General features: G+C 71.2%; 20 protein-coding genes. 10 read left to right on the top strand and 10 right to left on the bottom strand.

Translation table 11 applies throughout. The features are described 5' to 3' along the window. Positions 1-115 precede the first annotated feature (115 nt). Together JK364_RS44215 and JK364_RS44220 are read left to right on the top strand one after the other, a co-directional pair. Positions 116-1858 carry an ABC transporter ATP-binding protein gene (locus tag JK364_RS44215; protein WP_201857097.1) on the top strand — a complete coding sequence of 581 codons (1743 nt, stop codon included), beginning with the start codon at positions 116-118 and terminating at the stop codon, positions 1856-1858. Continuing rightward, positions 1855-3813 (top strand): ABC transporter ATP-binding protein, encoded by a 1959-nt coding sequence (locus tag JK364_RS44220; RefSeq protein ID WP_307841576.1) that lies wholly within the window; start codon positions 1855-1857, stop codon positions 3811-3813. Before JK364_RS44215 ends, JK364_RS44220 begins: the two co-directional genes overlap by 4 nt. 61 nt (positions 3814-3874) lie before the next feature. On the opposite strand, the gene JK364_RS44225 is transcribed toward JK364_RS44220, so the two are convergent. Next, positions 3875-4879: an alpha/beta hydrolase gene (locus JK364_RS44225; protein WP_201857098.1), complete on the bottom strand. Its 1005-nt coding sequence runs from the start codon at positions 4877-4879 to the stop codon at positions 3875-3877. A gap of 254 nt (positions 4880-5133) precedes the next feature. Between JK364_RS44225 and JK364_RS44230 the strand changes: the two genes are divergently transcribed. Next, the gene (locus tag JK364_RS44230) at positions 5134-5946 is read left to right on the top strand and encodes a response regulator transcription factor (protein WP_201857099.1); all 813 of its coding nucleotides are present in this window, start codon (positions 5134-5136) and stop codon (positions 5944-5946) included. A gap of 23 nt (positions 5947-5969) precedes the next feature. Beyond that, positions 5970-6992 (top strand): LacI family DNA-binding transcriptional regulator, encoded by a 1023-nt coding sequence (locus JK364_RS44235; protein ID WP_201857100.1) that lies wholly within the window; start codon positions 5970-5972, stop codon positions 6990-6992. A 19-nt stretch (positions 6993-7011) separates the two neighbouring features. Here the strand turns inward: JK364_RS44235 and JK364_RS44240 are convergent, their stop codons facing one another. Beyond that, complete coding sequence (locus JK364_RS44240; RefSeq protein WP_201857101.1) at positions 7012-7725, bottom strand: SDR family oxidoreductase; 714 nt, start codon at positions 7723-7725, stop codon at positions 7012-7014. Positions 7726-7841: 116 nt separating this feature from the next. On the opposite strand from JK364_RS44240, the gene JK364_RS44245 reads away from it, so the two are divergent. From JK364_RS44245 to JK364_RS44260, 4 genes are all read left to right on the top strand, one after another. After that, the gene (locus tag JK364_RS44245; protein WP_201857102.1) at positions 7842-8450 is read left to right on the top strand and encodes a TetR/AcrR family transcriptional regulator; all 609 of its coding nucleotides are present in this window, start codon (positions 7842-7844) and stop codon (positions 8448-8450) included. A 97-nt stretch (positions 8451-8547) separates the two neighbouring features. Next, positions 8548-9690: a S1C family serine protease gene (locus tag JK364_RS44250; RefSeq protein WP_201857103.1), complete on the top strand. Its 1143-nt coding sequence runs from the start codon at positions 8548-8550 to the stop codon at positions 9688-9690. An 87-nt stretch (positions 9691-9777) separates the two neighbouring features. Further along, positions 9778-10518, top strand: coding sequence for a response regulator transcription factor (locus JK364_RS44255; protein WP_201857104.1), 741 nt, complete (start codon positions 9778-9780; stop codon positions 10516-10518). Beyond that, complete coding sequence (locus JK364_RS44260) at positions 10515-11936, top strand: sensor histidine kinase (RefSeq protein ID WP_201857105.1); 1422 nt, start codon at positions 10515-10517, stop codon at positions 11934-11936. The genes JK364_RS44255 and JK364_RS44260 overlap by 4 nt, the downstream gene beginning before the upstream one ends. Before the next feature lie 788 nt (positions 11937-12724). Here JK364_RS44260 and JK364_RS44265 read toward each other — a convergent pair. The 6 genes from JK364_RS44265 to JK364_RS44285 form a co-directional block, all read right to left on the bottom strand. Further along, a complete protein-coding gene (locus JK364_RS44265; RefSeq protein ID WP_201857147.1) occupies positions 12725-14740 on the bottom strand; it encodes an ABC transporter ATP-binding protein in 2016 nt (671 codons plus the stop codon). 113 nt (positions 14741-14853) lie between these two features. After that, on the bottom strand, positions 14854-14982 hold the full coding sequence (locus JK364_RS57275; RefSeq protein WP_269146388.1) for a hypothetical protein: 129 nt from the start codon (positions 14980-14982) through the stop codon (positions 14854-14856). A gap of 137 nt (positions 14983-15119) precedes the next feature. Further along, on the bottom strand, positions 15120-16346 hold the full coding sequence (locus JK364_RS44270; RefSeq protein ID WP_201857106.1) for an ABC transporter permease: 1227 nt from the start codon (positions 16344-16346) through the stop codon (positions 15120-15122). Next, entirely contained in the window at positions 16343-17110 is a 768-nt protein-coding gene (locus JK364_RS44275; RefSeq protein ID WP_230993432.1) for an ABC transporter ATP-binding protein, read from the bottom strand. Before JK364_RS44275 ends, JK364_RS44270 begins: the two co-directional genes overlap by 4 nt. Next, on the bottom strand, positions 17107-18267 hold the full coding sequence (locus JK364_RS57765) for an efflux RND transporter periplasmic adaptor subunit (protein ID WP_201857107.1): 1161 nt from the start codon (positions 18265-18267) through the stop codon (positions 17107-17109). Before JK364_RS57765 ends, JK364_RS44275 begins: the two co-directional genes overlap by 4 nt. Continuing rightward, positions 18264-18788, bottom strand: coding sequence for a hypothetical protein (locus JK364_RS44285; protein ID WP_201857108.1), 525 nt, complete (start codon positions 18786-18788; stop codon positions 18264-18266). The genes JK364_RS57765 and JK364_RS44285 overlap by 4 nt, the downstream gene beginning before the upstream one ends. Positions 18789-18999: 211 nt before the next feature. Here JK364_RS44285 and JK364_RS44290 point away from each other — a divergent pair, with 211 nt between their 5' ends. Together JK364_RS44290 and JK364_RS44295 are read left to right on the top strand one after the other, a co-directional pair. After that, positions 19000-19656, top strand: coding sequence for a response regulator transcription factor (locus tag JK364_RS44290; protein WP_201857109.1), 657 nt, complete (start codon positions 19000-19002; stop codon positions 19654-19656). Between the two features lie 65 nt (positions 19657-19721). Further along, a complete protein-coding gene (locus JK364_RS44295) occupies positions 19722-20948 on the top strand; it encodes a sensor histidine kinase (RefSeq protein WP_307841577.1) in 1227 nt (408 codons plus the stop codon). Positions 20949-20965: 17 nt separating this feature from the next. Here the strand turns inward: JK364_RS44295 and JK364_RS44300 are convergent, their stop codons facing one another. Both JK364_RS44300 and JK364_RS44305 read right to left on the bottom strand, forming a co-directional pair. Continuing rightward, on the bottom strand, positions 20966-22270 hold the full coding sequence (locus JK364_RS44300) for an LmeA family phospholipid-binding protein (protein WP_201857110.1): 1305 nt from the start codon (positions 22268-22270) through the stop codon (positions 20966-20968). 101 nt (positions 22271-22371) lie between these two features. Continuing rightward, on the bottom strand, positions 22372-22632 hold the full coding sequence (locus tag JK364_RS44305) for an RNA recognition motif domain-containing protein (protein WP_201857111.1): 261 nt from the start codon (positions 22630-22632) through the stop codon (positions 22372-22374). Positions 22633-22698 lie beyond the last annotated feature (66 nt).

Here is a 22698-nt window from a genome sequence, read left to right on the forward strand (position 1 = left end):
CCCTTTCCCGTCTTCTGCCGACTCCATGATGACGGGTGCGGGACGGCGCCCGGGACCACGCGCGGTTCGTCGAAAATACGGCCGGTTCGGGACGAGCGTCACTTAAGGTTTCCGTGTGCTGGTACGACTGATACGGGCGTATCTGAGGCCCTATACCCGAACGATCACGCTGATCGTCTTACTGCAGCTGGTGCAGACCCTCGCCACCCTCTACCTGCCCGCCATGAACGCGGACATCATCGACAGCGGAGTGGTGAAGGGCGACACCGGCTACATCCTCCGTGTCGGCGGCCTGATGATCGCCGTCACCCTCGTCCAGATCGTGTGTGCCGCGGGAGCCGTCTACTTCAGCGCCCGCACCTCCATGGCGCTCGGCCGCGATCTGCGCGCCGCCGTCTTCGACCGGGTGCAGTCCTTCTCCGCCCGGGAGATGGGCCACTTCGGGGCGCCGTCCCTGATCACCCGCACCACCAACGACGTCCAGCAGGTGCAGATGCTGTGCCTGATGGCCTTCACGCTGATGGTCTCGGCGCCGATCATGTGCGTCGGCGGCGTGGTCATGGCGCTCAACGAGGACGTGCCGCTGTCCGGGCTGCTCCTGCTCATCGTTCCGGCCCTGGGCCTCGTGGTCACGCTCATCGCCCGCCGGATGCGGCCGCTGTTCCGCGACGTCCAGCAGCGCATCGACACCGTCAACCGGGTGCTGCGCGAGCAGATCACCGGGATCCGGGTCATCCGTGCCTTCGTCCGTGACACCCATGAGCGCGACCGCTTCACCGGCGCCAACACCGGGCTGATGGATGTCTCGCTGCGCGCCGGGCGGCTGATGTCGCTGATGTTCCCGGCCGTGATGCTGGTGGTGAACGTCTCCAGCGTGGCCGTCGTCTGGTTCGGCGGGCACCGCATCGACAGCGGCGGGATGCAGGTCGGCGCGCTGACCGCGTTCCTCAGCTATCTGATGCAGATTCTGTCGTCCGTGATGATGGCCACCTTCATGTTCATGATGGTGCCGAGGGCCGAGGTGTGCGCCGAGCGCGTCCAGGAGGTGCTGGACACCGGGACCAGTGTCGTACCGCCGCTGATGCCCGTCGCGCCCGCGCCCGCCGACGCCGGACGGGGCCTGCTGGAGCTGCGGGGCGTGGAGTTCCGCTACCCCGGGGCCGACGCGCCCGTGCTGCGCGACATCTCGCTGACCGCCCGGCCCGGCCGGACCACCGCCGTCATCGGCTCCACCGGCAGCGGCAAGTCGACCCTGCTCGGGCTGGTGCCGCGGCTGTTCGACGCGACCGACGGCAGCGTCCACCTCGACGGGGTGGATGTGCGCGACCTCGACCCCGAGGCGATGACCCGGACCATCGGGCTGGTCCCGCAGAAGCCGTACCTCTTCGCCGGCACCGTCGCCTCCAACCTGCGGTACGGCGACCCCGAGGCCACCGACGAGGAGCTGTGGCGGGCCCTGGAGACCGCCCAGGCACGGGAGTTCGTGGCGGCCATGGAGGGCGGTCTGGACGCCCCGATCGCCCAGGGCGGGACCAATGTGTCCGGCGGTCAGCGGCAGCGGCTGGCGATCGCCCGCGCCCTGGTCCGCAAGCCGTCCGTCTACCTCTTCGACGACTCCTTCTCCGCGCTCGACTACGCCACCGACGCCCGGCTGCGGGCGGCGCTCACGGACGAGACGGACAACGCGACGGTGGTCATCGTCGCCCAGCGGGTGTCCACCATCCGCGGCGCCGATCTGATCGTGGTCCTCGACGCGGGGCGGATCGTCGGCGCCGGTACCCACGGCGAGCTGATGGCCGGCAACGACACCTATCGCGAGATCGTGCTCTCCCAGCTCACCGAGGAGGAGGCGGCATGAGCGGCCCCACGGCGCCCCGCAGGGGTCCGGCGCCCGCCGCCGGGCCCGGCCGCTTCATGGGCGGGCAGCCCACCGAGCGGTCCATGGACTTCCGCGGCTCCAGCCGCCGGCTGCTGGCCCGGCTCAGCCCCGAGCGCGGGATCGTCCTGCTGGTGCTCGCGCTGGGCACGCTCAGCACCGCGCTCGCGGTGGTGGGCCCGAAGATCCTCGGTGACGCCACCGACCTGATCTTCGCGGGCATCGTCGGACGGCAGCTGCCCGACGGCGTCAGCAAGGAGCAGGCCGTCCAGCGGCTGCGTGACCAGGACCAGGGCACGGTCGCCGACATGATCGCCTCGATGGACGTCACCCCCGGCCAGGGCATCGACTTCCACGCGGTCGGCGTCGTGCTGCTGTGGGTCACGGCGCTGTACGTGGCCGCCTCGCTCCTGGGCCTGATCCAGGCGCGGGTGGCGACCGTCGTCGTCCAGCGCGCGGTGTTCCGGCTGCGCGAGGACGTGGAGCACAAGCTGGCGCGGCTGCCGCTGGCGTACTTCGACAAGCAGTCGCGCGGCGAGGTGCTCTCCCGCGCCACCAACGACATCGACAACATCCAGCAGACGCTCCAGCAGACCCTCAGCCAGATCATGGCCTCGCTGCTGACGATCGTGGGCGTGCTGTCGATGATGTTCTGGATCTCGCCGCTGCTGGCGCTGGTGGCGCTGATCACCGTCCCGGTCTCGGTGTGGGTGACGACGCGCATCGGCAAGCGCGCCCAGCCGCAGTTCGTCGCCCAGTGGAAGACCACGGGCAAGCTCAACGCCCATATCGAGGAGATGTACACCGGGCATGCGCTGGTGAAGGTCTTCGGGCGGGAGAAGGAGTCCGCGCAGGCGTTCCGGGAGCAGAACGACAAGCTCTACGCGGCGGGCTTCCGGGCCCAGTCCATCTCCGGCCTGATCCAGCCGTCGATGATGTTCATCGGGAACCTCAACTATGTGCTGGTGGCCGTGGTCGGCGGGCTGCGGGTGGCCTCCGGCGCGCTGTCGATCGGCGATGTCCAGGCGTTCGTCCAGTACTCCCGGCAGTTCAGCCAGCCGCTCACCCAGGTGGCCTCCATGGCCAACATGGTGCAGTCGGGCGTGGCCTCCGCCGAGCGGGTCTTCGAGCTGCTCGACGCGCCGGAGCAGAGCGCCGAGCCGGTGGACGCGCGGCGGCCGGAGGCGGTGCGGGGGCAGGTCGCGTTCGAGGAGGTCTCCTTCCGCTATCAGCCGGACACGCCGCTCATCGACGGGCTGTCGCTGTCGGTGCGGCCGGGCCAGACCGTGGCCATCGTCGGGCCGACCGGCGCCGGGAAGACCACGCTGGTCAATCTGCTGATGCGGTTCTACGAGGTCAGCGGCGGGCGGATCACGCTGGACGGGGTGGACATCGCCGAGATGTCACGGGAGGAGCTGCGTTCCCACATCGGGATGGTGCTCCAGGACACCTGGTTGTTCGGCGGGACGATCGCCGAGAACATCGCCTACGGGGCGGAGGGGGCGAGCTTCGAGAGGATCGCGGAGGCGGCGAAGGCCACCTATGTGGACCGCTTCGTACGGATGCTGCCGGACGGCTACGACACGGTGATCGACGAAGAGGGCGCCAACGTCAGCGCCGGTGAGAAGCAGCTGATCACGATCGCGCGGGCGTTCCTCTCCGAGCCGTCGATCCTGGTGCTGGACGAGGCCACCAGCTCGGTCGACACCCGTACCGAGGTTCTCATCCAGCAGGCGATGGCCTCGCTGCGCAGCGGCCGTACGAGCTTCGTGATCGCCCACCGGCTGTCGACCATCCGGGACGCGGACGTGATCCTGGTGATGGAGGCGGGGCGGATCGTGGAGCAGGGCTCGCACGACGCGCTGCTCGCGGCGGGGGGTGCGTACGCGCGGCTCTACGCGTCCCAGTTCGCCGAGCCGGTGGCGGAAACCGAATAGCCGGTGGCGGGAACCGAATACCGGTGGCGGAAGCCGAATGGGCGACCGCTCGGGGACGGGTTCAGGCGTGGGCCGCGGCCCAGTCGGCGATGCGGGCCAGCAGGTCGGGGGAGGCGGCGGTCTCGGCGTGGCCGTAGCCCGGCTCGATCCACAGCTCCGAGGTGGCCGGGTCCGCCGCCGACGCCAGCATCCGTGGATGGTCCAGCGGGAAGTACGGATCCCGGTCGCCGTGCACGATCAGCAGCGGCGTCGGCGCGATCAGCGGCGCGGCGGCCACCGGGGACAGCGGATCGACGGGCCAGCCGCGGGGGTCGATCCGGGTGCGCAGCCCGTAGCGGGAGACCAGCCGCCCCGTCGGCCGGGTGATCGCCCAGTGGAGCCGCCGCATGGGCGCGGTGCCCCGGTAGTACCAGCGGGCGGGTGAACTCACGGCGACGACGGCATCGGGCGCGGCGCCGTCGGTCACCTCCCCGGGGGTCCGGCCTCCGGGAGTCCGGCCCCCGGGGGTCCCGCCTCCGGGGGTCCCGCCTCCGGGAGTCCCGTCCACGGGAGGCCTGCGTACGCCGCCCGTGCGCCCCGCTGAGCGCCCTGTGCGCTCCCCTTGGTGTACGTCTTGCAACGGCCGGATCTCATCGGCCTTCCCGTACAGCGCCGCCTGCCGGATCACCACCGACCCGCCCATCGAGAAGCCGACCGTGGCCACCCGCCGATGTCCGAGCCGGCGCGCCCAGCGCACCGCGGCGGCCAGGTCCAGCACCTCGCGATCGCCGACCGTGGACCGTCCGCCGGACCGCCCATGGCCCCGGAACGAGAATGTGATCACGGCCGTACGCTGGTGAAACGCCGATGCCACCCGCCGCAGCGCGGGGCGCTCCAGGGCGCCGGAGAAGCCGTGTCCGACCACCAGCGCGAGGTGGTCGGAGGGTTCGGTGCCGACCCCCGGGGAAGGTTCGTAGCGCGCCTCGATCGAGACCCCGTCATCGGTCAGCAGCATGGCCCGTTGCTCCCGCGCGGCGACCGTGGAAGGACAACGGCGAGCAGATTGAGCCTCTCCGGCACATGTCATGTGCGTTATTCTGTCGTGAAGAGGATCCGGGCAACGTTGCCCCCGGGTCCTTTTGTGCTTTCAGGGCGGGGTGCGCGTTTGAGCGCACCGTCGCTCCAAGGGCGCGGAGCGTGACTGTACGAAGTAGTAGCCGCAGACTCCCCCGGGCACGGCCCGGGAGGTGCCCCTCTCGCAAGGGACCGAGGAGGAACCGACGTAATGGGCGAGCGAAGCGTGCACAACCTCGAGAAGACGGCCGGGGCAGGTGATGGACGATGAGTTCCCTCCTGCTGCTGACCAATGCACTCCAGCCCTCGACGGAGGTGCTCCCCGCCCTCGGCCTGCTGCTGCACAGCGTGCGGGTGGCCCCCGCCGAGGGCCCCGCCCTGGTGGACACCCCGGGCGCCGACATCATCCTGATCGACGGCCGCCGCGATCTGCCGCAGGTTCGCAGCCTGTGTCAGTTGCTGCGGTCCACCGGCCCCGGCTGCCCGCTGATCCTGGTGGTGACCGAGGGCGGGCTCGCCGCCGTCACCGCCGACTGGGGCATCGACGACGTCCTGCTGGACACCGCGGGCCCGGCGGAGGTCGAGGCCCGGCTGCGGCTGGCCATGGGCCGTCAGCAGATCACCACCGACGACAGCCCGATGGAGATCCGCAACGGCGATCTGTCGGTCGACGAGGCCACCTACAGCGCCAAGCTCAAGGGGCGTGTGCTCGATCTCACATTCAAGGAGTTCGAGCTGCTGAAGTACCTCGCCCAGCACCCCGGCCGGGTCTTCACCCGGGCGCAGCTGCTCCAGGAGGTCTGGGGGTACGACTACTTCGGCGGCACCCGCACCGTGGACGTCCATGTCCGGCGGCTGCGCGCCAAGCTGGGCCCGGAGCACGAGTCCCTGATCGGCACGGTGCGGAACGTGGGCTACCGCTTCGTCGCGCCGGAGAAGGTCGAGCGCGCCGCCGAGGAGGCCCGGGCCAAGGCGGCGGCACGGGACGCCGGAGCGGGCGGCGCGGCGCGGGGCGGGCACCCCGACGGCGCGGTCGGCTCCGCGGCGAGGACCGCTGCCGCACGACCGGCCAACAGCTAGCTGGACCCGCGTAGACTTCGCGCGTGGCCAAGGTGACGCGGGATGATGTGGCAAGGCTTGCGGGAACGTCGACCGCGGTCGTCAGTTACGTCATCAATAACGGACCCCGGCCGGTCGCCCCGGCCACGCGCGAGCGGGTGCTCGCCGCGATCAAGGAGCTCGGCTACCGGCCGGACCGGGTCGCGCAGGCGATGGCGAGCCGCCGGACCGATCTCATAGGGCTGATCGTTCCGGACGCCCGGCAGCCGTTCTTCGCGGAGATGGCGCACGCCGTCGAGCAGGCGGCCGCCGAGCGCGGAAAGATGGTGCTGGTCGGCAACTCCGACTACCTGGACGAGCGCGAGGTGCACTATCTGCGCGCCTTCCTGGGGATGCGGGTGTCCGGGCTGATCCTCATCAGCCAGGGCCCGAGCGAGAACGCGGCGGCGGAGATCGAGGCGTGGGACGCCCGGGTGGTGCTGCTGCACGAGCGGCCCGAGGCGATCGACGACGTGGCGGTGGTGCTGGACGACGTCGGCGGCGCACAGCTCGCCGTGCGGCATCTGCTGGAGCACGGCCATGACTATGTGGCCTGCCTCGGCGGCACCGAGATAACCCCGACCGTCGGCGACCCGGTCACCGACCATGTGGAGGGCTGGCGCCGCGCGATGCGCGAGGCCGGGCGGCCGACCGACGGGCGGCTCTTCCAGGCCCCTTACAACCGCTACGACGCCTATAAGGTCGCCCTCGATCTGCTCGCCGGCCCCGACCGGCCCCCGGCCATCTTCTGCGCCACCGACGACCAGGCGTTCGGGGTGCTGCGGGCGGCGCGAGAGCTGCGGATCGATGTCCCCGGGGAACTGGCCGTGGCCGGTTTCGACGATGTGAAGGAAGCCCACCTCACCGACCCCCCGCTGACCACGGTCGGCTCCGACCGCCCCGCGATGGCGCGCGCCGCGGTCGACCTCGTCCTGGACGACGGCGTCCGGCTCTCCGGCTCCCGCCGCGAGCGCGTCAAGCAGTTCCCCTCGGCCCTGGTGGTCCGCCACTCCTGCGGCTGCTCATAGCGCTTCGCGCCGCTGCTCGTCAGGGGCGGGAGTGAACGCCGATGCCTCCGGAGACGGTGAGGTTGTCGCCGGTGATGTAGCCGGCGGCGTCCGAGGCGAGGAAGGCCACGGCTTCGGCGATGTCGGCGGGAGCGCCGACGCGGCCGAGCGGGATGTCCCCGGCCCAGGAGTCGATCATTTCCTGGGATATGCCCATCTTGCTGTAGGCGGGGGTGTTGATCATTCCCGGGCTGACGGCGTTGACGCGGATGCGGCGGGGGGCGAGTTCGAGCGCGAGGGACCGCACGAGGGGCAGCAGAGCGCCCTTGGCGGCGGTCATGGCGGCTCCGATCCCCTCCCCGGCGCCCACGGTGAACACGACCGAGGCGCCCTCGTTGAGGAGCGGGAGTGCCTTTTGCAGGGTGAAGAAGCCGCCCTTGACGTTGATATCGAACAGGGCGTCGAAGGCGTCTTCGTCGATCGACTCGATCGGGCCGGGACGGGAGATGCCCGCGTTGAGGAAGAGCAGGTCGAGGGAGCCGAATCGGCGGCGTGCCAGGTCCATCGTGTGGTCGAGGTCCGGCAGGGACCGTGCGTCGGCCCGGACGACCATGACGTCTTCGGGAAGTCCGGCGTTGGCGGCATTGCCGACGCCGGTGACCATGACGCGGTAGCCGCGGGAGTGGAGCAGTTCGGCGGTCGCCTTACCGATGCCGCTGGTTCCACCGGTGATCAAAGCTGCGGGTGCGGACATGAGGCGTTCCTTTGCGTGTCCCTGGGAGATATGCATTGGCAGCGTACGACGGCCTGGCAGTGACTGCCAAGTGGGATGCGAGTGCCTGGCTGGCAGTGCTGGGATAACCTGGTGGCATGAAGCAGGAAGCCAAGACGGCGACGGGCGCGCCGACCACGCTGTGGGACCGGACGCGGCAGCTGGCCTCCCAGGAGATCCTCGAGACGGCTCTGCGCCTGTTCACCGAGCAGGGCTACGACGAGACGACCATCGCCCAGATCGCCCGGGAGGCCGGTGTCTCCCAGCGCACCCTCTTCCGCTACTTCGGCACCAAGGAGGACCTTCTCGGCGGCGACCAGGGCCGGTTCGGGCGAGTCCTGACGGACACGATCGGCGAACAGCCCGCCGAAGCCGGTGTCTGGGAGGCCCTGCGTGCGGGGGTCGCCGCCGTACTGGCCCTGCACGAGAGCCGCGAACAGGCCCTGGAGCGGTTCCGTCTCCTGCACAACACCGCCTCGCTGCGCGCCGGTTGGCTCGAAAAGCGGCTGCGGTTCCAGGAGGGGCTGCTGCCGCTCATCGAGGCGCGCATGGACGTCGCCGTCGGCGGTGCGGATCCGAGGGCCCGCGCGGTGCTCGCGACGGCGTTCGCGTGCCTGGACGCCGCATCGATGGCGTGGGTCGACAACGACGGTAAGGGCGACATCATGGACCTGTACGACGAGTGCCTGGCCGCGGTGCGCGGCTGATCCGCGGCGACACCCTTATGTCGGGCATACCGACTTCTGGTGGGGTTCTCAGCGGGCACTCAGGGGACTCTCATACTCCGGCCGCACAGTCATAGACATGACGGACAGCACACGCCGCAGCGGCGCAGACGAGCCCTATCCCTACGCTTACGGTGGCGGTGCGGGGTATCCCGATCCGCCCGCGTATCAGCCTCAGCAGCCGGTCACCACGCCGTCCCCGGTCACCACGCCGTCCGGGGTCACCGTATGGCCGGGTGGCGGCGGTGGCGGCGGTGCGGGGGAGGACGGCGGCGCGTTCGCGAGTGAGGGGGCGCAGGGGGGCGGGGGACGGCGCAGGGTGCGGGCCTCGCGGCCGGTCGCGCTGATCGCGGCCGTGGCGGCGGTCTCGGCGCTCGTGGGCGGCGGGGCGGCCGCGCTGGTCACCAACGCCACCCAGAAGTCCGACACCACGATCTCCACCCCCGTGGTCAACGCCAAGTCCACCAGCCAAAGCGGGGTTTCGGCCGTCGCGGCGGCCGTCAGCCCCAGCATCGTGGAGGTCAGCGCCGGCGGCACCAGCGGCCAGTCCACCGGCTCCGGCGTGGTCATCACCAGCGGCGGCGAGATCATCACCAACAACCACGTGGTCTCCGGCGCCGACGCGATCAAGGTGACCTTCAGCGACGGCAGCAAGAAGACCGCGACGGTCGTCGGCACCGACAGCAAGAAGGACCTCGCGCTGATCAAGGTGGAGGGGGCGAGCGGGCTGAAGCCCGCGTCCCTCGGTGACTCCAGCAAGGTCTCGGTGGGCGACCAGGTCGTGGCCATCGGCTCGCCCGAAGGCCTTACCGGCACCGTCACCAGCGGTATCGTCTCCGCGCTCGACCGCGATGTCACCGTCTCCACGGAGCAGGGCCAGGGTCAGGGCCAGGGTCAGGGCCAGGGCGGTCAGGGGCCGGGCGGCGGCGGGCAGTGGCCGTTCGAGTTCGGCGGCGGCCGGTACAACGGCGACGTCGGCTCGTCGACCACCACCTACAAGGCCATCCAGACCGACGCCTCGCTCAACCCCGGCAACTCCGGTGGCGCGCTGATCAATATGAGCGGCCAGATCATCGGCATCAACTCCGCGATGTACTCCTCGGCCTCGGGCCAGAGCTCCGGCGACGCGGGCAGCGTCGGCCTCGGCTTCTCGATCCCGATCAACACCGTCAAGTCCGATCTCGCCGCCCTGCGCGCGGGCGGAAGCGACAGCAACACCTGATGGACGTGCGAGGCTGGCAGCAGCGCCGCACAGCCCGCCGCGGCCACCTCCCCGCCCCACCGTCACCCGCTTTGAGGAAACCGACCCATGAGCCCCGCCGACCACGGCGATCAGCCGGCCCGCATCCTGATCGTCGACGACGAGCCGGCCGTCCGCGAAGCCCTCCAGCGCAGCCTCGTCTTCGAGGGCTACGCGACCGAGACCGCCGTGGACGGACTGGACGCGCTGGGCAAGGTCGGCTCCTACGACCCCGAGCTGATCGTGCTCGATGTGCTGATGCCCCGGATGGACGGGCTGACCGCCGCACGGCGGCTGCGCGCCACCGGGGTGACGCTGCCGATCCTGATGCTCACCGCGCGGGACACCGTCGGCGACCGGGTCACCGGACTCGACGCGGGCGCCGACGACTACCTCGTCAAACCCTTCGAACTGGATGAACTGCTGGCCCGCATCCGCGCCCTGCTCCGCCGCAGCTCCTACGCCGCCCAGCAGGGCGCGGCGCTGCCCGACGGAGACGTGCTGGCCTTCGGCGATCTGCGGATGGACCTGACGACCCGCGAGGTCGCCCGGGGCGCGCGCCGCGTCGAGCTGACCCGGACCGAGTTCACCCTGCTGGAGATGTTCCTGGCGCATCCGCGCCAGGTGCTCTCCCGTGAGCAGATCCTCAAGGCGGTGTGGGGCTTCGACTTCGAGCCGTCGTCCAACTCGCTGGACGTGTACGTGATGTATCTGCGCCGTAAGACCGAGGCGGGCGGCGAGCCGCGGCTCGTGCACACCGTGCGCGGGGTGGGGTACGTCCTGCGGCCCGCGGAGGGCGAGTCCTCGTGAGGTTCCGCAGACTGCCGCTGCGCTCGCGGCTGGCCCTGCTGACCGCCGTGGCGGTCGCGGTCGCGGTGGCGGTGTCCGCGTTCGCGTCCTGGCTGATCGTCCGGGAGCAGCTCAGCGCCCAACTCGACTCGTCCCTGCGCAACGTCACGGTGGACGAGCGCAATGTGCTGAGCATCCTGGAGGCGTGCCAGAGCCCCGAAGGCGCCGACGACCGCACCCCGCACGCCCTCGGCTCGTACTCCGTCCAGCTCGTGCTGGCCGATGGGAGCCGCTGCACCCAGCCCGGGGCGACCAAGCTGCCGGTGACCACCGCCGATGTGGCCGTGGCCGTCGGGGAGCGGCCGAGCGCGCTGCATGACGCGACGGGCGCGGGCGGCGAGGACATGCGGGTGTTCACCTACCGGCCGGCCTCCGGCCCCGGCAGCCCGCTGCCGCGCGGGATCGCCGTCTCCATGGCGCGTCCGCTGAGCGAGGTCGCGCATCCGCTGGGCACGCTCGCGCTGGTCCTCGCCCTCGTCGCCGGGGTCGGTGTCGTGGGCGCGGGAGCGGCGGGCCTGTGGATCGCCAGGACCGGGCTCAAACCCGTGGACCGGCTGACCGAGGCGGTCGAGCATGTGGCCCGCACCGAGGACCTGGCCGTCCGTATCCCGACGGAGGGCGATGACGAGATCGCCCGGCTGTCGCGGTCGTTCAACTCCATGACGGCGGCCCTCGCCTCCTCCCGCGACCGCCAGCAGCAGCTGATCGCGGACGCAGGGCATGAGCTGCGCACCCCGCTGACCTCGCTGCGGACCAATATCGAGCTGCTCGCGCGCAGCGAGGAGACCGGCCGCCCGCTGCCGCCCGCCGACCGTAAGGCGCTCATGGCGAGCGTCAAGGCGCAGATGACCGAGCTGGCGGCGCTGATCGGCGATCTTCAGGAGCTGTCCCGCCCCGACGCCTTGCCCGGCAGCGGCCCCCCGCAGGTGGTCGCCCTGCACGAGGTGGTGCGGACGGCCCTGGAACGGGCCCGGCTGCGCGGTGCCCATCTCACGATTAACGCCTCGATCGAGCCCTGGTACGTCCGCGGCGAGGCGATCGCCCTGGAGCGGGCGCTGGTCAATCTGCTCGACAACGCCGTGAAGTTCAGCCCTTCGGGTGGTGTGATCGACGTCGTCCTCAGAAGCGGAGAGGTACGGGTGCGCGACCATGGCCCCGGTATCCCCGCCGAGGAACTGCCGCATGTCTTCGAGCGCTTCTGGCGCTCCCCGTCCGCCCGCAGCATGCCCGGCTCGGGCCTAGGGCTGTCGATCGTGGCCCGTACGGTCCAGCAGTCGGGCGGCCAGGTGGGGCTGGAACCGGCCCCGGGCGGCGGCACGGTCGCCTGGCTCAGGCTCCCGGGCGCGCCTACGGCTCCGCCGGAGATCGATCTGGGCTGAGGCTGAGCGCGCCCCGGTCCGGCTCGGACCTCGGTCCGGCTCGGACCTCGGTCCGGCTCGGGCCCCATACGGCTCGGGCCCGGTTCGGCTCGGGTCCGGTCCGGCGCCGCTCCGGCTCAGCCCGGTCCCGCCCGGCTTGGTCCAGCGGGGTCCGGCGGGTCTTTCCCCTCCCCGCCCCTTCCCGTTACCAGGGGCTCCGCCCCTGGACCCCGAGGTCTGGGGCGGAGCCCCGGTACGGGGTGTGGGGCGGGGCCTCGGTACGGGGTGTGGGGGGAAGCCGCGGTACGGGGTGTGGGGGGAAGCCGCGGTACGGGGTGTGGGGCGGGGCCTCGGTACGGGGTGTGGGGCGGGGCCGCGGTACGGGGTGTGGGGCGGGGCCGCGGTACGGGGTGTGGGGCGGGGCCGCGGTACGGGGTGTGGGGCGGGGCCCCGGTACGGGGTGTGGGGGGAAGCCCCGGCATGGGGTTTGGGGCGGGGCCCCGGTACGGGGTTTGGGGCGGAGCCCCGGCATGGGGTTTGGGGCGGAGCCCCGGTGCGGGGTTTGGGGGGAAGCCTCGGTACGGGGTGTGGGGCGGAGCCCCGGTGCGGGGTCTGGGGGGAAGCCCCGGCATGGGGTCTGGGGCGGAGCCCCAGTTTCCGTCTGGGGCGGAGCCTCGGTATGGGGTCTGGGGCGGAGCCCCGGTTTCGGGAAGGGGCGGGGAGGGGAAAGCCCGCCGCAGGCGTCACGATCCACCGGGCGCCGACACTCCCCGACCAGGCTGGGGCCGGCCGAGCCCAGTCAGCCCCCCTCACCGCGGCCCGAGCCGGAGCGTCGGCTGCGGGCACGTCTCGGTCGGCGAACCGTCCCCGGAGCCGTGCAGCCGCGCGTACGCGCCGCCCAGCGCCAGCAGTTCGTGATGGGTGCCGGTCTCCACGACCCGTCCGTGGTCCAGCACCAGGACGCGGTCCGCGTCCGGCGCCAGGTTCAGATCGTGGGTGATCATGATCGTGGTGCGGCCGGACATCAGCCGCCGCAGCGGCCGGACGACCCGCCGCGCGGCCAGGGCGTCCAGCCCCGTGGTGGGCTCGTCCAGGACGAGGACGGGCGCGTCGCGCAGCATCGCGCGGGCGATGGCGATGCGCTGGAGCTGCCCGCCGGACAGCCGGGCCGTATGCGGGTCGATCCGGGTGTCGTAGCCCTCGGGCAGCGCCGCGATGAAGTCGTGCGCGGCGGCGTCCCGCGCCGCCCGGACGATCTCGTGCTCGGTGGCCCCGGGGCGGCCGCAGGCGATGTTCTCGCGGATGGTGTCGTGCAGGATGAGCGTCTCCTGCGGAAGCAGCGTCACATGCGTCCGCAGAAAGCCCAGCGGCATCGCGTACAGCGGTACGCCGTCGAGCCGTACGAACCCCTCCGCCGGGTCGTAGAAGCGGGTCAGCAGCTTGGAGACGGTGGACTTGCCCGCCCCGCTGGCCCCGGTGATCAGCACGAACTCACCCGGCCGGGCGGTGAACGAGACCCCGGCCAGGGTGCGCCGGTCGCCCCCTGGGTAGCGGAAGCCGACACCGTCGAACTCCACCGTGCCGTGCACCCGCCACGGCGCCACCGCGGCCCCCGGTGGCGGATCGCTCACGGCGGGCTCGGCGTCGAGGATCTCCGCCAGCCGCTCGGCGCCCGCGGTGGCGGCCGTAAGGGTGAGACCGAGTTGTCCGAGGTTGCGGATCGGCGGGTAGAGGTAGCCGAGGAAGGCGGCGAAGGCCAGCAGTTGGCCGATGGTCATCCGGTCCTGGGAGATCTCCCAGGCGCCGAGCCCGATCACGGCGAGCACGCACAGCGTCTCGATGACCTCGACCAACTGCTCGTACAGCTCGCTCATCCGGGCACCGGCCACCGACGCCCGCATCCACGCCCGCGCCTCCCGGTCCAGCCGCCGCTCCTCGGCCTCCTTACGGTGGTACGCCTGCGTCAGCACGACGTTGCCGAGCGACTCCTCGACGACGGAGGTGATCGCGCCGTCGGCGACCCGCTCGTCCCGCGCGACCGAGCTGATCCGCCCCGAGAAGCGCCGCGCCGCCAGCCAGAACAGCGGCGCCAGGACGAAGGTGACCAGCGCCAGGTCCCAGCGCAGCCGGAAGGCGGCCACGGAGAAGAAGACCGTGCTGAAGACGGCGGAGACGGTGCTCACGACCCCGGAGACCACCATCTGCTCGATGGACTCCACGTCCCCGGTGAGCCGCTCGACCAGATCGCCCTGGCGGTGCCGCTGGAAGAAGTCCGGCGGCAGATCCTGCACATGCGCGAAGACCCGGGCCCGCAGCCGCAGTACGAACCGTTCGGCGGTCCATACGGCGAGCGAGTTGCCCATATAGCCGACGCCCGCGCCCAGCACCGCGACCGCGAGCCACTGCGCGGCGGGGACCCAGAAGGCGCTGAGCGAGCCCTGTCGCAGGGCGTTGTCGGTCAGATCGGAGAAGAGGAGGATCGCGGCGGTCTCGGCGAGCGCCGCGGCCATGACGCAGCCGCAGATGAGCACCAGCCAGCGCCGGTCGCCCCTGGTGAGCGGCCAGAACCGGCGGAACGCCGGTCGCGCGGCCAGCCGCGGAGTGGCCCGTTCCGCCCCCTCGGCCCCCTCGGCTCCCTCACCCCCTTCACCCCCTTCACCCCGGAGTTCGCCGTCCCCCTCGGCGACGGGGGAGTACGGGTACTCGTCGGGGAGCCGCGGGGCGGCCTTCGGCTGATGACGGCCGTAAGGGCGCGGCCGCCCGGCGCGCCGATGCCGTCCCGGGCCGGTGGCCGCCGGGTCGGACCCGAGCGCGCGCAGCTGCATGGTGGGCTGGTCTTCGTATGGGGTCACGGTCGGTCTCTCCCGCTCGGCTCCGGACAAGGCCGAGGCGGGCCCGCGGCGCGCTGCCGCGGACCCGCCTCTCGAGGTGTGCGGGGTCAGCCACCGATGGGGCGACGGTGGGGCTTCTTCGGAGCCGGCTTCGGGCCCGGCTTGTGGGCGTGGTGCTTCTTCTTCGGCTCGGCCTTACGGGCGGGCTTGACCGGGACGATCTTGTGGAAGCTCATGATGGTGCCTTTCGGAATTCGCTGTTTCTTTTCCTTTGCCGGAGCCGTTCGGCTTCGACACGGAAGACGTTAGGAGCGATTTCCGTGAGCGAGATCGGACTGAGCTGTGCGTTTGCCCAGACGAGCGGACTCGGTGTCTACGGTCCGGAGAGTGCGGCCCTGGGCGCGAGCCGGGCCGCGCGTACGGCGGGCCACAGGCCGGCGAGCGCGCCGATCGCCATGGTGGCGCCGACTCCGACGCCCAGTGTCCAGGGCGGGACGACCACCTGCCAGTGCTGCGAGAGTGCGTATCCCGCCGACGCTCCCGCACCGAGGGCGGCGCCGCCGATGCCGCCGAGGGCGGAGAGCATGACCGACTCGGTGAGGAACTGGGTGCGGATCTGGCCACGGGTGGCGCCGAGCGCACGGCGCAGGCCGATCTCGCCACGCCGTTCGAGGACCGCGATGACCATGGTGTTGGCCACGCCGACACCGCCGACCAGCAGGGCGATGGCGCCGATGCCGACGAGCAGGCTGGTGAAGGCCTGGTTGGCGGCCTGCTTGGCGCTCAGCGCGTCGGAGGGCCGGGAGACCGTGACCTCGTTGGGCGCCTCGGGGTTGACGGTGGCGGCGAGGACTCCGCGTACCTGGTCGACCTTGCTGTCGGCGGTGCGGGTGTAGACCATCGTGGGGCGGCCGTCGAAGCCCAGGTGGGTCTTGGCCGCGTCCCAGCCGATGAGCGCCGCCGAGTCCAGTTCGGGGGCGAGCGGCGCCTTCTCGAGGATTCCGGTGACGGTGAACCACTGCTCCCCGAGCCAGATTTGGGCACCGGGGGTGGTGATGCCCAGGTTCTCGGCCGCGGTGGTGCCGAGGACGACGGCCGGGTAGCGGCTCTGGGCGCCGTTGAGCCACGTTCCAGCGGCCATGTGGAGCCCCACGGTCCTGGGCAGGCCGAGTCCGGTCCCGAGGACACCGATGCCTCTGCTGGCGGCCTTGGGAATGCGGTCGTTGCGGTAGACCTTGGCGTCCTTGACGCTGCCCGTGGCCGCGGCGTTCTCGACCGGGGCGATGCGTCTGACCATCTCGGCGGCGTTTTCGGGCAGTGGCGCGGGTTCGCCGACGAAGTCCTTTCCGGGCGTCACGGTGAGCATGTTGGTACCCACCGAGGCGAGTTGGGCGTTGAACGCGGCCTGGCTGGAAGCGGATACGGCGACCACCGCGACCATCGCGGCGATCCCGATCGCGATACCCAGCGCCGACAGCAGCACTCGGGTGGGGCGGGTGCGCAGTCCCACGCCGCCCACCCGCAGGGTGTCGGCCGGGCTGAGCCTGCGGGGGGTGAGGCGGGCCGCGGTGAGGTGCCGCGGGTCGGGGCGGCGGCTCACCGCAGTACCCCTTCGGTGATCCTGCCGTCGCGTACGCGGATACGGCGGGGCAGTGCGGCGGCCAGTTCCTGGTCGTGGGTGATGATCAGGACGGTCGTGCCGGCCGCGTTGAGTTCCCGTAGAAGTTCCACCACGGACGCTCCGGACGCGGTGTCGAGCGCTCCGGTGGGCTCGTCGGCCAGCAGCAGCGGCGGGTCCCCGACCACCGCGCGGGCGATGGCGACGCGCTGTTTCTCGCCGCCCGACAGCTCGTTCGGGCGGTGGTAGAGGCGGTGCCCGAGGCCGACCCGGCGCAGAACCTTTTCGGCCCGCGCGCGGCGTTCCTTGCGGGGGACGCCCAGGTAGAGGAGTCCGTCGGCGACGTTGTCCAACGCGCTGACCCCGTCGGCCAGGAAGAACTGCTGGAAGACGAAGCCGATGGACCGGGCCCGCAGCGCGGACAGCCTGTTCTCGCTCAGGCCGGCGATGTCGTGGCCGTCGATGCGTACGGTGCCGGACGTCGCCACGTCCAGCGTGCCGATCAGGTTGAGCAGGGTGGATTTGCCGGAGCCCGACGGGCCGACGACGGCGAGGAGTTCGCCCCGGTCGACGCGGAAGGACACCTGATGGAGCACCTGTACCCCGCCCGGATACACATGGTCGACGTCTTCGAGCTCCACCAGCGAAGGTTCTACCAGCGACGGTTCTGTCGGTGCGGGTCCGGTCGGCCCGGGTTCTGTCGGCGCGGGTCCGGTCGACGCGGGCCCCGCCAGGGCCGGCGTCATGCGGCGACCCCCACCGTGGTGCCGGCCGTAAGGCCGCCGCCGCTGACCTCGACCCTGCCGTTCGCGAACATGCCGAGCTTCACGGCGCTGACCGTGCCCTTACCGTCGGCGCCGATGACCTCGACGCCGTAGCCGCCCTCACGGAGCGCGAGCAGTGCGGTGATCGGCACCGTCAGGACGTTCTCCTTCTTCTCGCTCTGGATCCCGACGGTGACCGGCGCCTCGGTGATGTCCGCGACGTCGCCGTCCAGCTCGATGTCGACCCCGATGGTGGACTTGTCCGCGGCGCCGTTCGCGCCCGGTGTCTTCTTCACCGTCGTACCGACACCGGTGATCGTGCCCTTGACCGTTTTGCCGTCGGGGAGGGTGACCGTGGTCGTGCCGTCCTTCTTCACCAGCGACCGGTCACCGATGTCCAGGTCGACGTGGACCTGGCGCTTGGACGAGGTGCCGGTCAGCACGGGGCTGCCCGGCCGGACGTCCGAGCCGACCGGGGCCTTGCGCTCGCCCATCCTCAAGGGCCCGGAGGCGAACACGACCCGGCCGTCCTCCACCTTCCCGGTCCGCGGAAGGCCGAGAGCCTTCTGCCAGCGTTTGACCGCCTGCGCGGTGAGGTCGGTGAATTCGCTGTCGGGGGTGAAGCCGCGGTAGCCGAGGGCCTGGAGGTTCTCCTCCAGCTGACGTACGTCCTCGCCCTTGTCGCCACTCTTCATCTCCCGGTACGCGGGCGACTTCCCGTACAGCAGGACCACGGGTTTTCCGTCCACGCCGTAGAGCTGCTCGCCGCGCGAGACGGTGCTGCCGATGCCCGGCAGGCCGGTGACGGTCCCGGCCAGCCGGCCCATGACCGAGGTGCTGCCCTTGAAGCCGAGCGTTCCGTCGACCTGTTTGCTGTTGATGAGCGTCTGGCGGGTGACCTTGTCCGTGTGCCGCGTCGGCTTGTCCGAGCCCGCCACCGAGGCGGTACCGGCGTCGGCGGTCGCGTAGTACACGCCGCCGCCGGCCGCCGCGACCAGGACGGCCGCGATGATCCAGCGGCCGCGGCGCCGGCGACCGCGTGGCCGGTGGCGCGGGGCGGCATCGTGGGCGGCATCGTGGGAGCCGTCCCCGCTCTCTTCGCTCCGGGGCGTGGTGCCGCCCTCCACGGTGGCGGTCACTGGCCGGTCTTACCGCTGGACATGGCGCCGCATGCCTTGAGGGCGTCCTGCGTCTTCTTCGATTCACCGTCCGGGATGTTCATCCTCCCCTCGTCGGTCGGGTCCTCGGCCTCGACTCCCTTGTCGCGCAGGCACTTGGCCAGCTTGATGTCCTTCGCCTTCTGCTCAGGGGTGTACTGCGGGGCCTGGCCGTCCGCGTTCGGCATGAACTGCTTGCACTTCTCGAGCGCCGCCTGGAACTTCTTCGGGTCGGAGGGCATGACGACGTTCGTCCCGTCGGCGTCCGGGTCGGGCATGTCGATGCCCTGTCCGCGCATGCAGGACGCGTACTTCAGCCGGGCCTTCTGCATCTCCTCCGGGCTCTTCTCCTTGTGGGAAGCGCTCGCGGACGGCTTCTTGTCGCCACCGGCGCTGGCGACATCGTCATCACCGCCGCCTCCGCCACAGGCCGACAGGACGAGGACCATGCCCAGGGCGGCCGAGGCCAGGGCACAGTGCTTGCGCAGAGAGAGGACAGACATGGGGACCTCACGGATCGGGTAAGAGCCGGTGCTTGCTCCGTGAGCGAACCAGTAGGCCGTGCGCAGGGAGGTAAGCGCGGGAGGCCGTCACGCCCCGCCATGCTTATCCCTCTGTAATCGCCCCCCTGCTTGCATGGCTGGGCCGGGGTCCGATCCACCCGGTTTGTTACCTTCAGTAACTGCCGTGTAGCCACCCCGAGGAAGCTCCCCCATGAGGGTCCTGATCGCCGAAGACCACTCCATCCTGGCCCGTACGATCGCCACCGGCCTGCGCCGCGAGGCCATCGCGGTCGACCTGGCCGGCTCCGGGGACATGGCCGAGCGGATGTGCCTGCTCAACGACTACGACATCATCGTCCTGGACCGGGATCTGCCCGTCATGAGCGGCGACGAGGTGTGCCGGCGCCTGCACGCGCTCGAGGACCCGCCCCGCATCCTCATGCTCACCGCCGCCGGTTCGGTGGAGGACCGGGTGTCCGGGCTCGATCTCGGCGCCGACGACTACCTGGCCAAGCCCTTCGACTTCGCCGAACTCCTCGCACGGATCAGAGCGTTGAGCCGACGCGTACCCACACCCCCGCTGAAGATCCTCCGGCACGGCGGCATCGAGCTGGACCGGGGCCGTCGCGAAGTCCGCGTCGACGGGCGGCCGGTGGAGCTGAGCCCGAAGGAATTCGCCGTCCTTCAGCTCCTGATGGAGGCGCGCGGCGAAGCCGTGACCCACCGTGCCCTGCTGGACCATGGGTGGGACGAGAACATGGACTCGCGCACCACCGCCGTACGCGCCACCGTCAGCCGGCTGCGTGGCAAACTCGGCCGCTCCGACGCGATCTCCATTGACGACGGCAAAGGTTACCGGCTGTGCTGAATCCCCTGTCCCTCGGGAACCCGCGGCACCCACGGCATCCGCGGCACCCACGGCACCCGCGGGCCGTGCTGCGCGACCGTCTGACCTTCCGCGCCAAGCTCGCCGCCGCTTTCACCGCGCTGTTCTTCTGCGCCGGAGCCGCACTGCTGATCTTCGTCACGGTGCTGGCCCGGCAGGGAACCATGGAGCAGTTCGCGAGCATCACGACGGACTATGCCGGCGGGCCCACCGATCCCCGCCCCACCTCCTCGGCCTCGTCGGGCCCCGCGGCCCCGACGAGTCCCGGCCCCGCTGGCCCGACGTCGCCGGACCCCGCCGGCTCACCGGGGCTTCGGCAAAAGGCCGAGGACGCCCGGCTGGCCAGGGTGGAAGTCACCAACAGGCTCCAGAAGACCGCCGTACGGCAGATGGTGGTGTGGTCGGCGGTTGGCCTTGCCGTCATGGCCGTACTGTCCGGCGCCATGGGCTGGTGGCTGGCCGGCCGGGCCCTGCGCCCCGTACGCGAAGTGATCCTCGCGGCCCGCCGGATGAGCGAGGAGAACCTCCATGAGCGCCTTCAACTCGAAGGACCGCAGGACGAGTTGCGGGAGCTGGGCGACACCTACGACACCATGCTGGACCGCCTCGAGAAGTCCTTCACCAGCCAGCGCCGGTTCGTCGCCAACGCCTCCCACGAACTGCGCACCCCCCTGGCCGCCCAGCGCACCAGCATCGAAGTCGGCCTCGCCGACCCGCTGCCCGCCCACCTGATCCCGGTCCGCGAGGACCTGCTCATCACCAACCGCGAGGCCGAACACCTCATCGCCGCACTCCTGCTGCTCGCCCGCAGCGACCGCGGACTCGACGAGACCAAGGACACCGACCTCGCCGAACTCACCCGGCAGGCCGCCGACGAACTCAGCTCCCTCGCCGCCGAACACACCGTCAGCACGGCGGTGCACACCACGCCCCTGTCCGTGAACGGAGACCCGGTGCTCCTCAAGCATCTGGCGTCCAACCTGGTACGCAACGCCATCCAGTACAACCACCCGCGGGGCACGGTCACCGTGCGCATCGACGACGCCCGCCGACTGACCGTGACCAACACCGGCCCCCGCGTCGACCCCACCCGCGTGGACGGCCTGTTCGAACCCTTCCGCCGCCTCGACCGCGATCGCACCGCCGTTCACGGCCACGGCCTGGGCCTGTCCATCGTCCGCTCCATCGCTACCGCCCACGGCGGCACGGTGACCGCCGCCCCGGGCCCCGCGGGCGGCCTCCGCGTCGAGGTACGGCTGCCGACGACGCGATGACGCCGGTGGATCGAGATTCAGCGGGTCTTCCCGAACTCCAGCCCCGCACCGGTCAGATCGGCCCGAATCCCCTCCGGGGACACGCCGATGTTCGTCAGCCGGATGCCCTTGGCCTTTTCGGGCAGCTGGAAGGAGAGCTCCAGCTTGTTCGTCAGCTCCGGCACCTTCATCCGCGCCAGCGCCGCCGCCACCGTCGGATCGATGCCGAGCTTCCTGGCCAGCTGGGGATGGTCGTTGGCCGCCTGGACGAGGTTGACCGCGAGCAGCGCCGGGACGAACCGCGGCGAGCCCGTGATCTCGTCCAGCTTCCGCTCGTCGTTCAGCGCCTGCCCCGCCTCCGCCGGCGACACCCCGAGCTTCCCCGCCACCGACGGGATCGACAGCAGCGCCTGCGCCTTCTCGGAGTCCTCGCTGATCTGCTTGGCCGCCTTCTTGTGCAGATACAGCCCGGGGCGCGGCTCGGGGCCGGGCCGGTAGGTGGCGATCCCGGGGATGTCCAGCCGCATATCGGTGACGCTGGTGGAGATCCCACGGTCTCCCTGGCGCCGGATATGTGCCCGGGCGTGCAGCGACACCTGCTGGCCCGCGACCGGCAGCTTCCCGTCCGCGCGCACCGAGCTGGGCCCCAGCGCCCGGAACCGCACCTGGGAGGCGCCCAGTTCACGGCTGAGGTCCTCGAAGGACAGCAGCACATCGCCCTTCATCCGGCCCGCCGTCGCGCCCCTGAAGGAGCTGGGCAGATCCCCCACGATCCGGATGTCCTGGACCTGGGCGCGCACCTCGGCGAGCGAGACCCGGTCGGCCGCCACGTCCGGCACGGCGATGTCGACCTGCTGGAGGTCCTTGCCCAGCACCTGGGTGAGGAACGGGAAGCCGTGGATGGTCACGTTCGGTGCCGTGGCCAGATTCAGCTTCTTCTGCAGCTCCTGCTCGGCCTTGCGCTCGGCGTACATCACCGCCCAGCGGTCGCCCAGCACCAGCAGCAGCGCCAGTACGACCAGCCCGATCAGCGCCTTCGCGGTGCGCGGCACCGCCCGGAAGCGGCCGCGCCGACGCCGGGACGAGCGGCGGTGGTTGGGCGGTGACCACTGCTCGCCGTCGTCCCCGGAGCCGGAGCCCGAGGCGGCCGGCTTGTCTCTGCGGCCGCCGAGGTCGGCGTCGTCGTCATCGTCCGACGTCAGGCCGAGGCCCAGGGGATCGTCCGGATCGTACGGGTCGGCCAGGTCGGCGAGTTCTTCGTAAGGGTTCCGGTAATGAACAGCAGGTGAATCACCGTGAGGATATGAGGGCTGGGGTGAAGATATGCGTGTGGGGGATCGCATCACTCAATACCACCACGGCACACTGCTCCACCCGCAAGTCCTAGCGGCGATACGTGGCGAACGGCACGTTCCGATTTTGCCTTCCGTACATGTGCCGTTTCTCAGCGCGTGCCGCGTGAGACCGCCCTCGCCTCGGTGACCGTCACCGCCCTGCCGTCCATCTCGCAGCCGTCGAGCTGGGTCATCGCCTTCTCCGCGGCCACCTCGTCCATCTCCACGAACCCGAACCCCCGCGAGCGGCCGCTCTCCCGGTCGGTGATCACGGTGGCGTCCAGCACCTCGCCGAACTGCCCGAACAGGGTCGCCAGGTCCCGTGTCGTCGTCTGATAGCTCAAGTTGCCCACATGCAGTCGTTTGGACATGACCGGCTCTCCTTGTTCTCCGTGGTTCCCAGAGGAGCGAACCGGGTCAATCCTCTCAGTGGGGTA

The sequence above is a fragment of the Streptomyces endocoffeicus genome, from assembly GCF_016741935.1.
Lineage (GTDB): Bacteria > Actinomycetota > Actinomycetes > Streptomycetales > Streptomycetaceae > Streptomyces > Streptomyces endocoffeicus.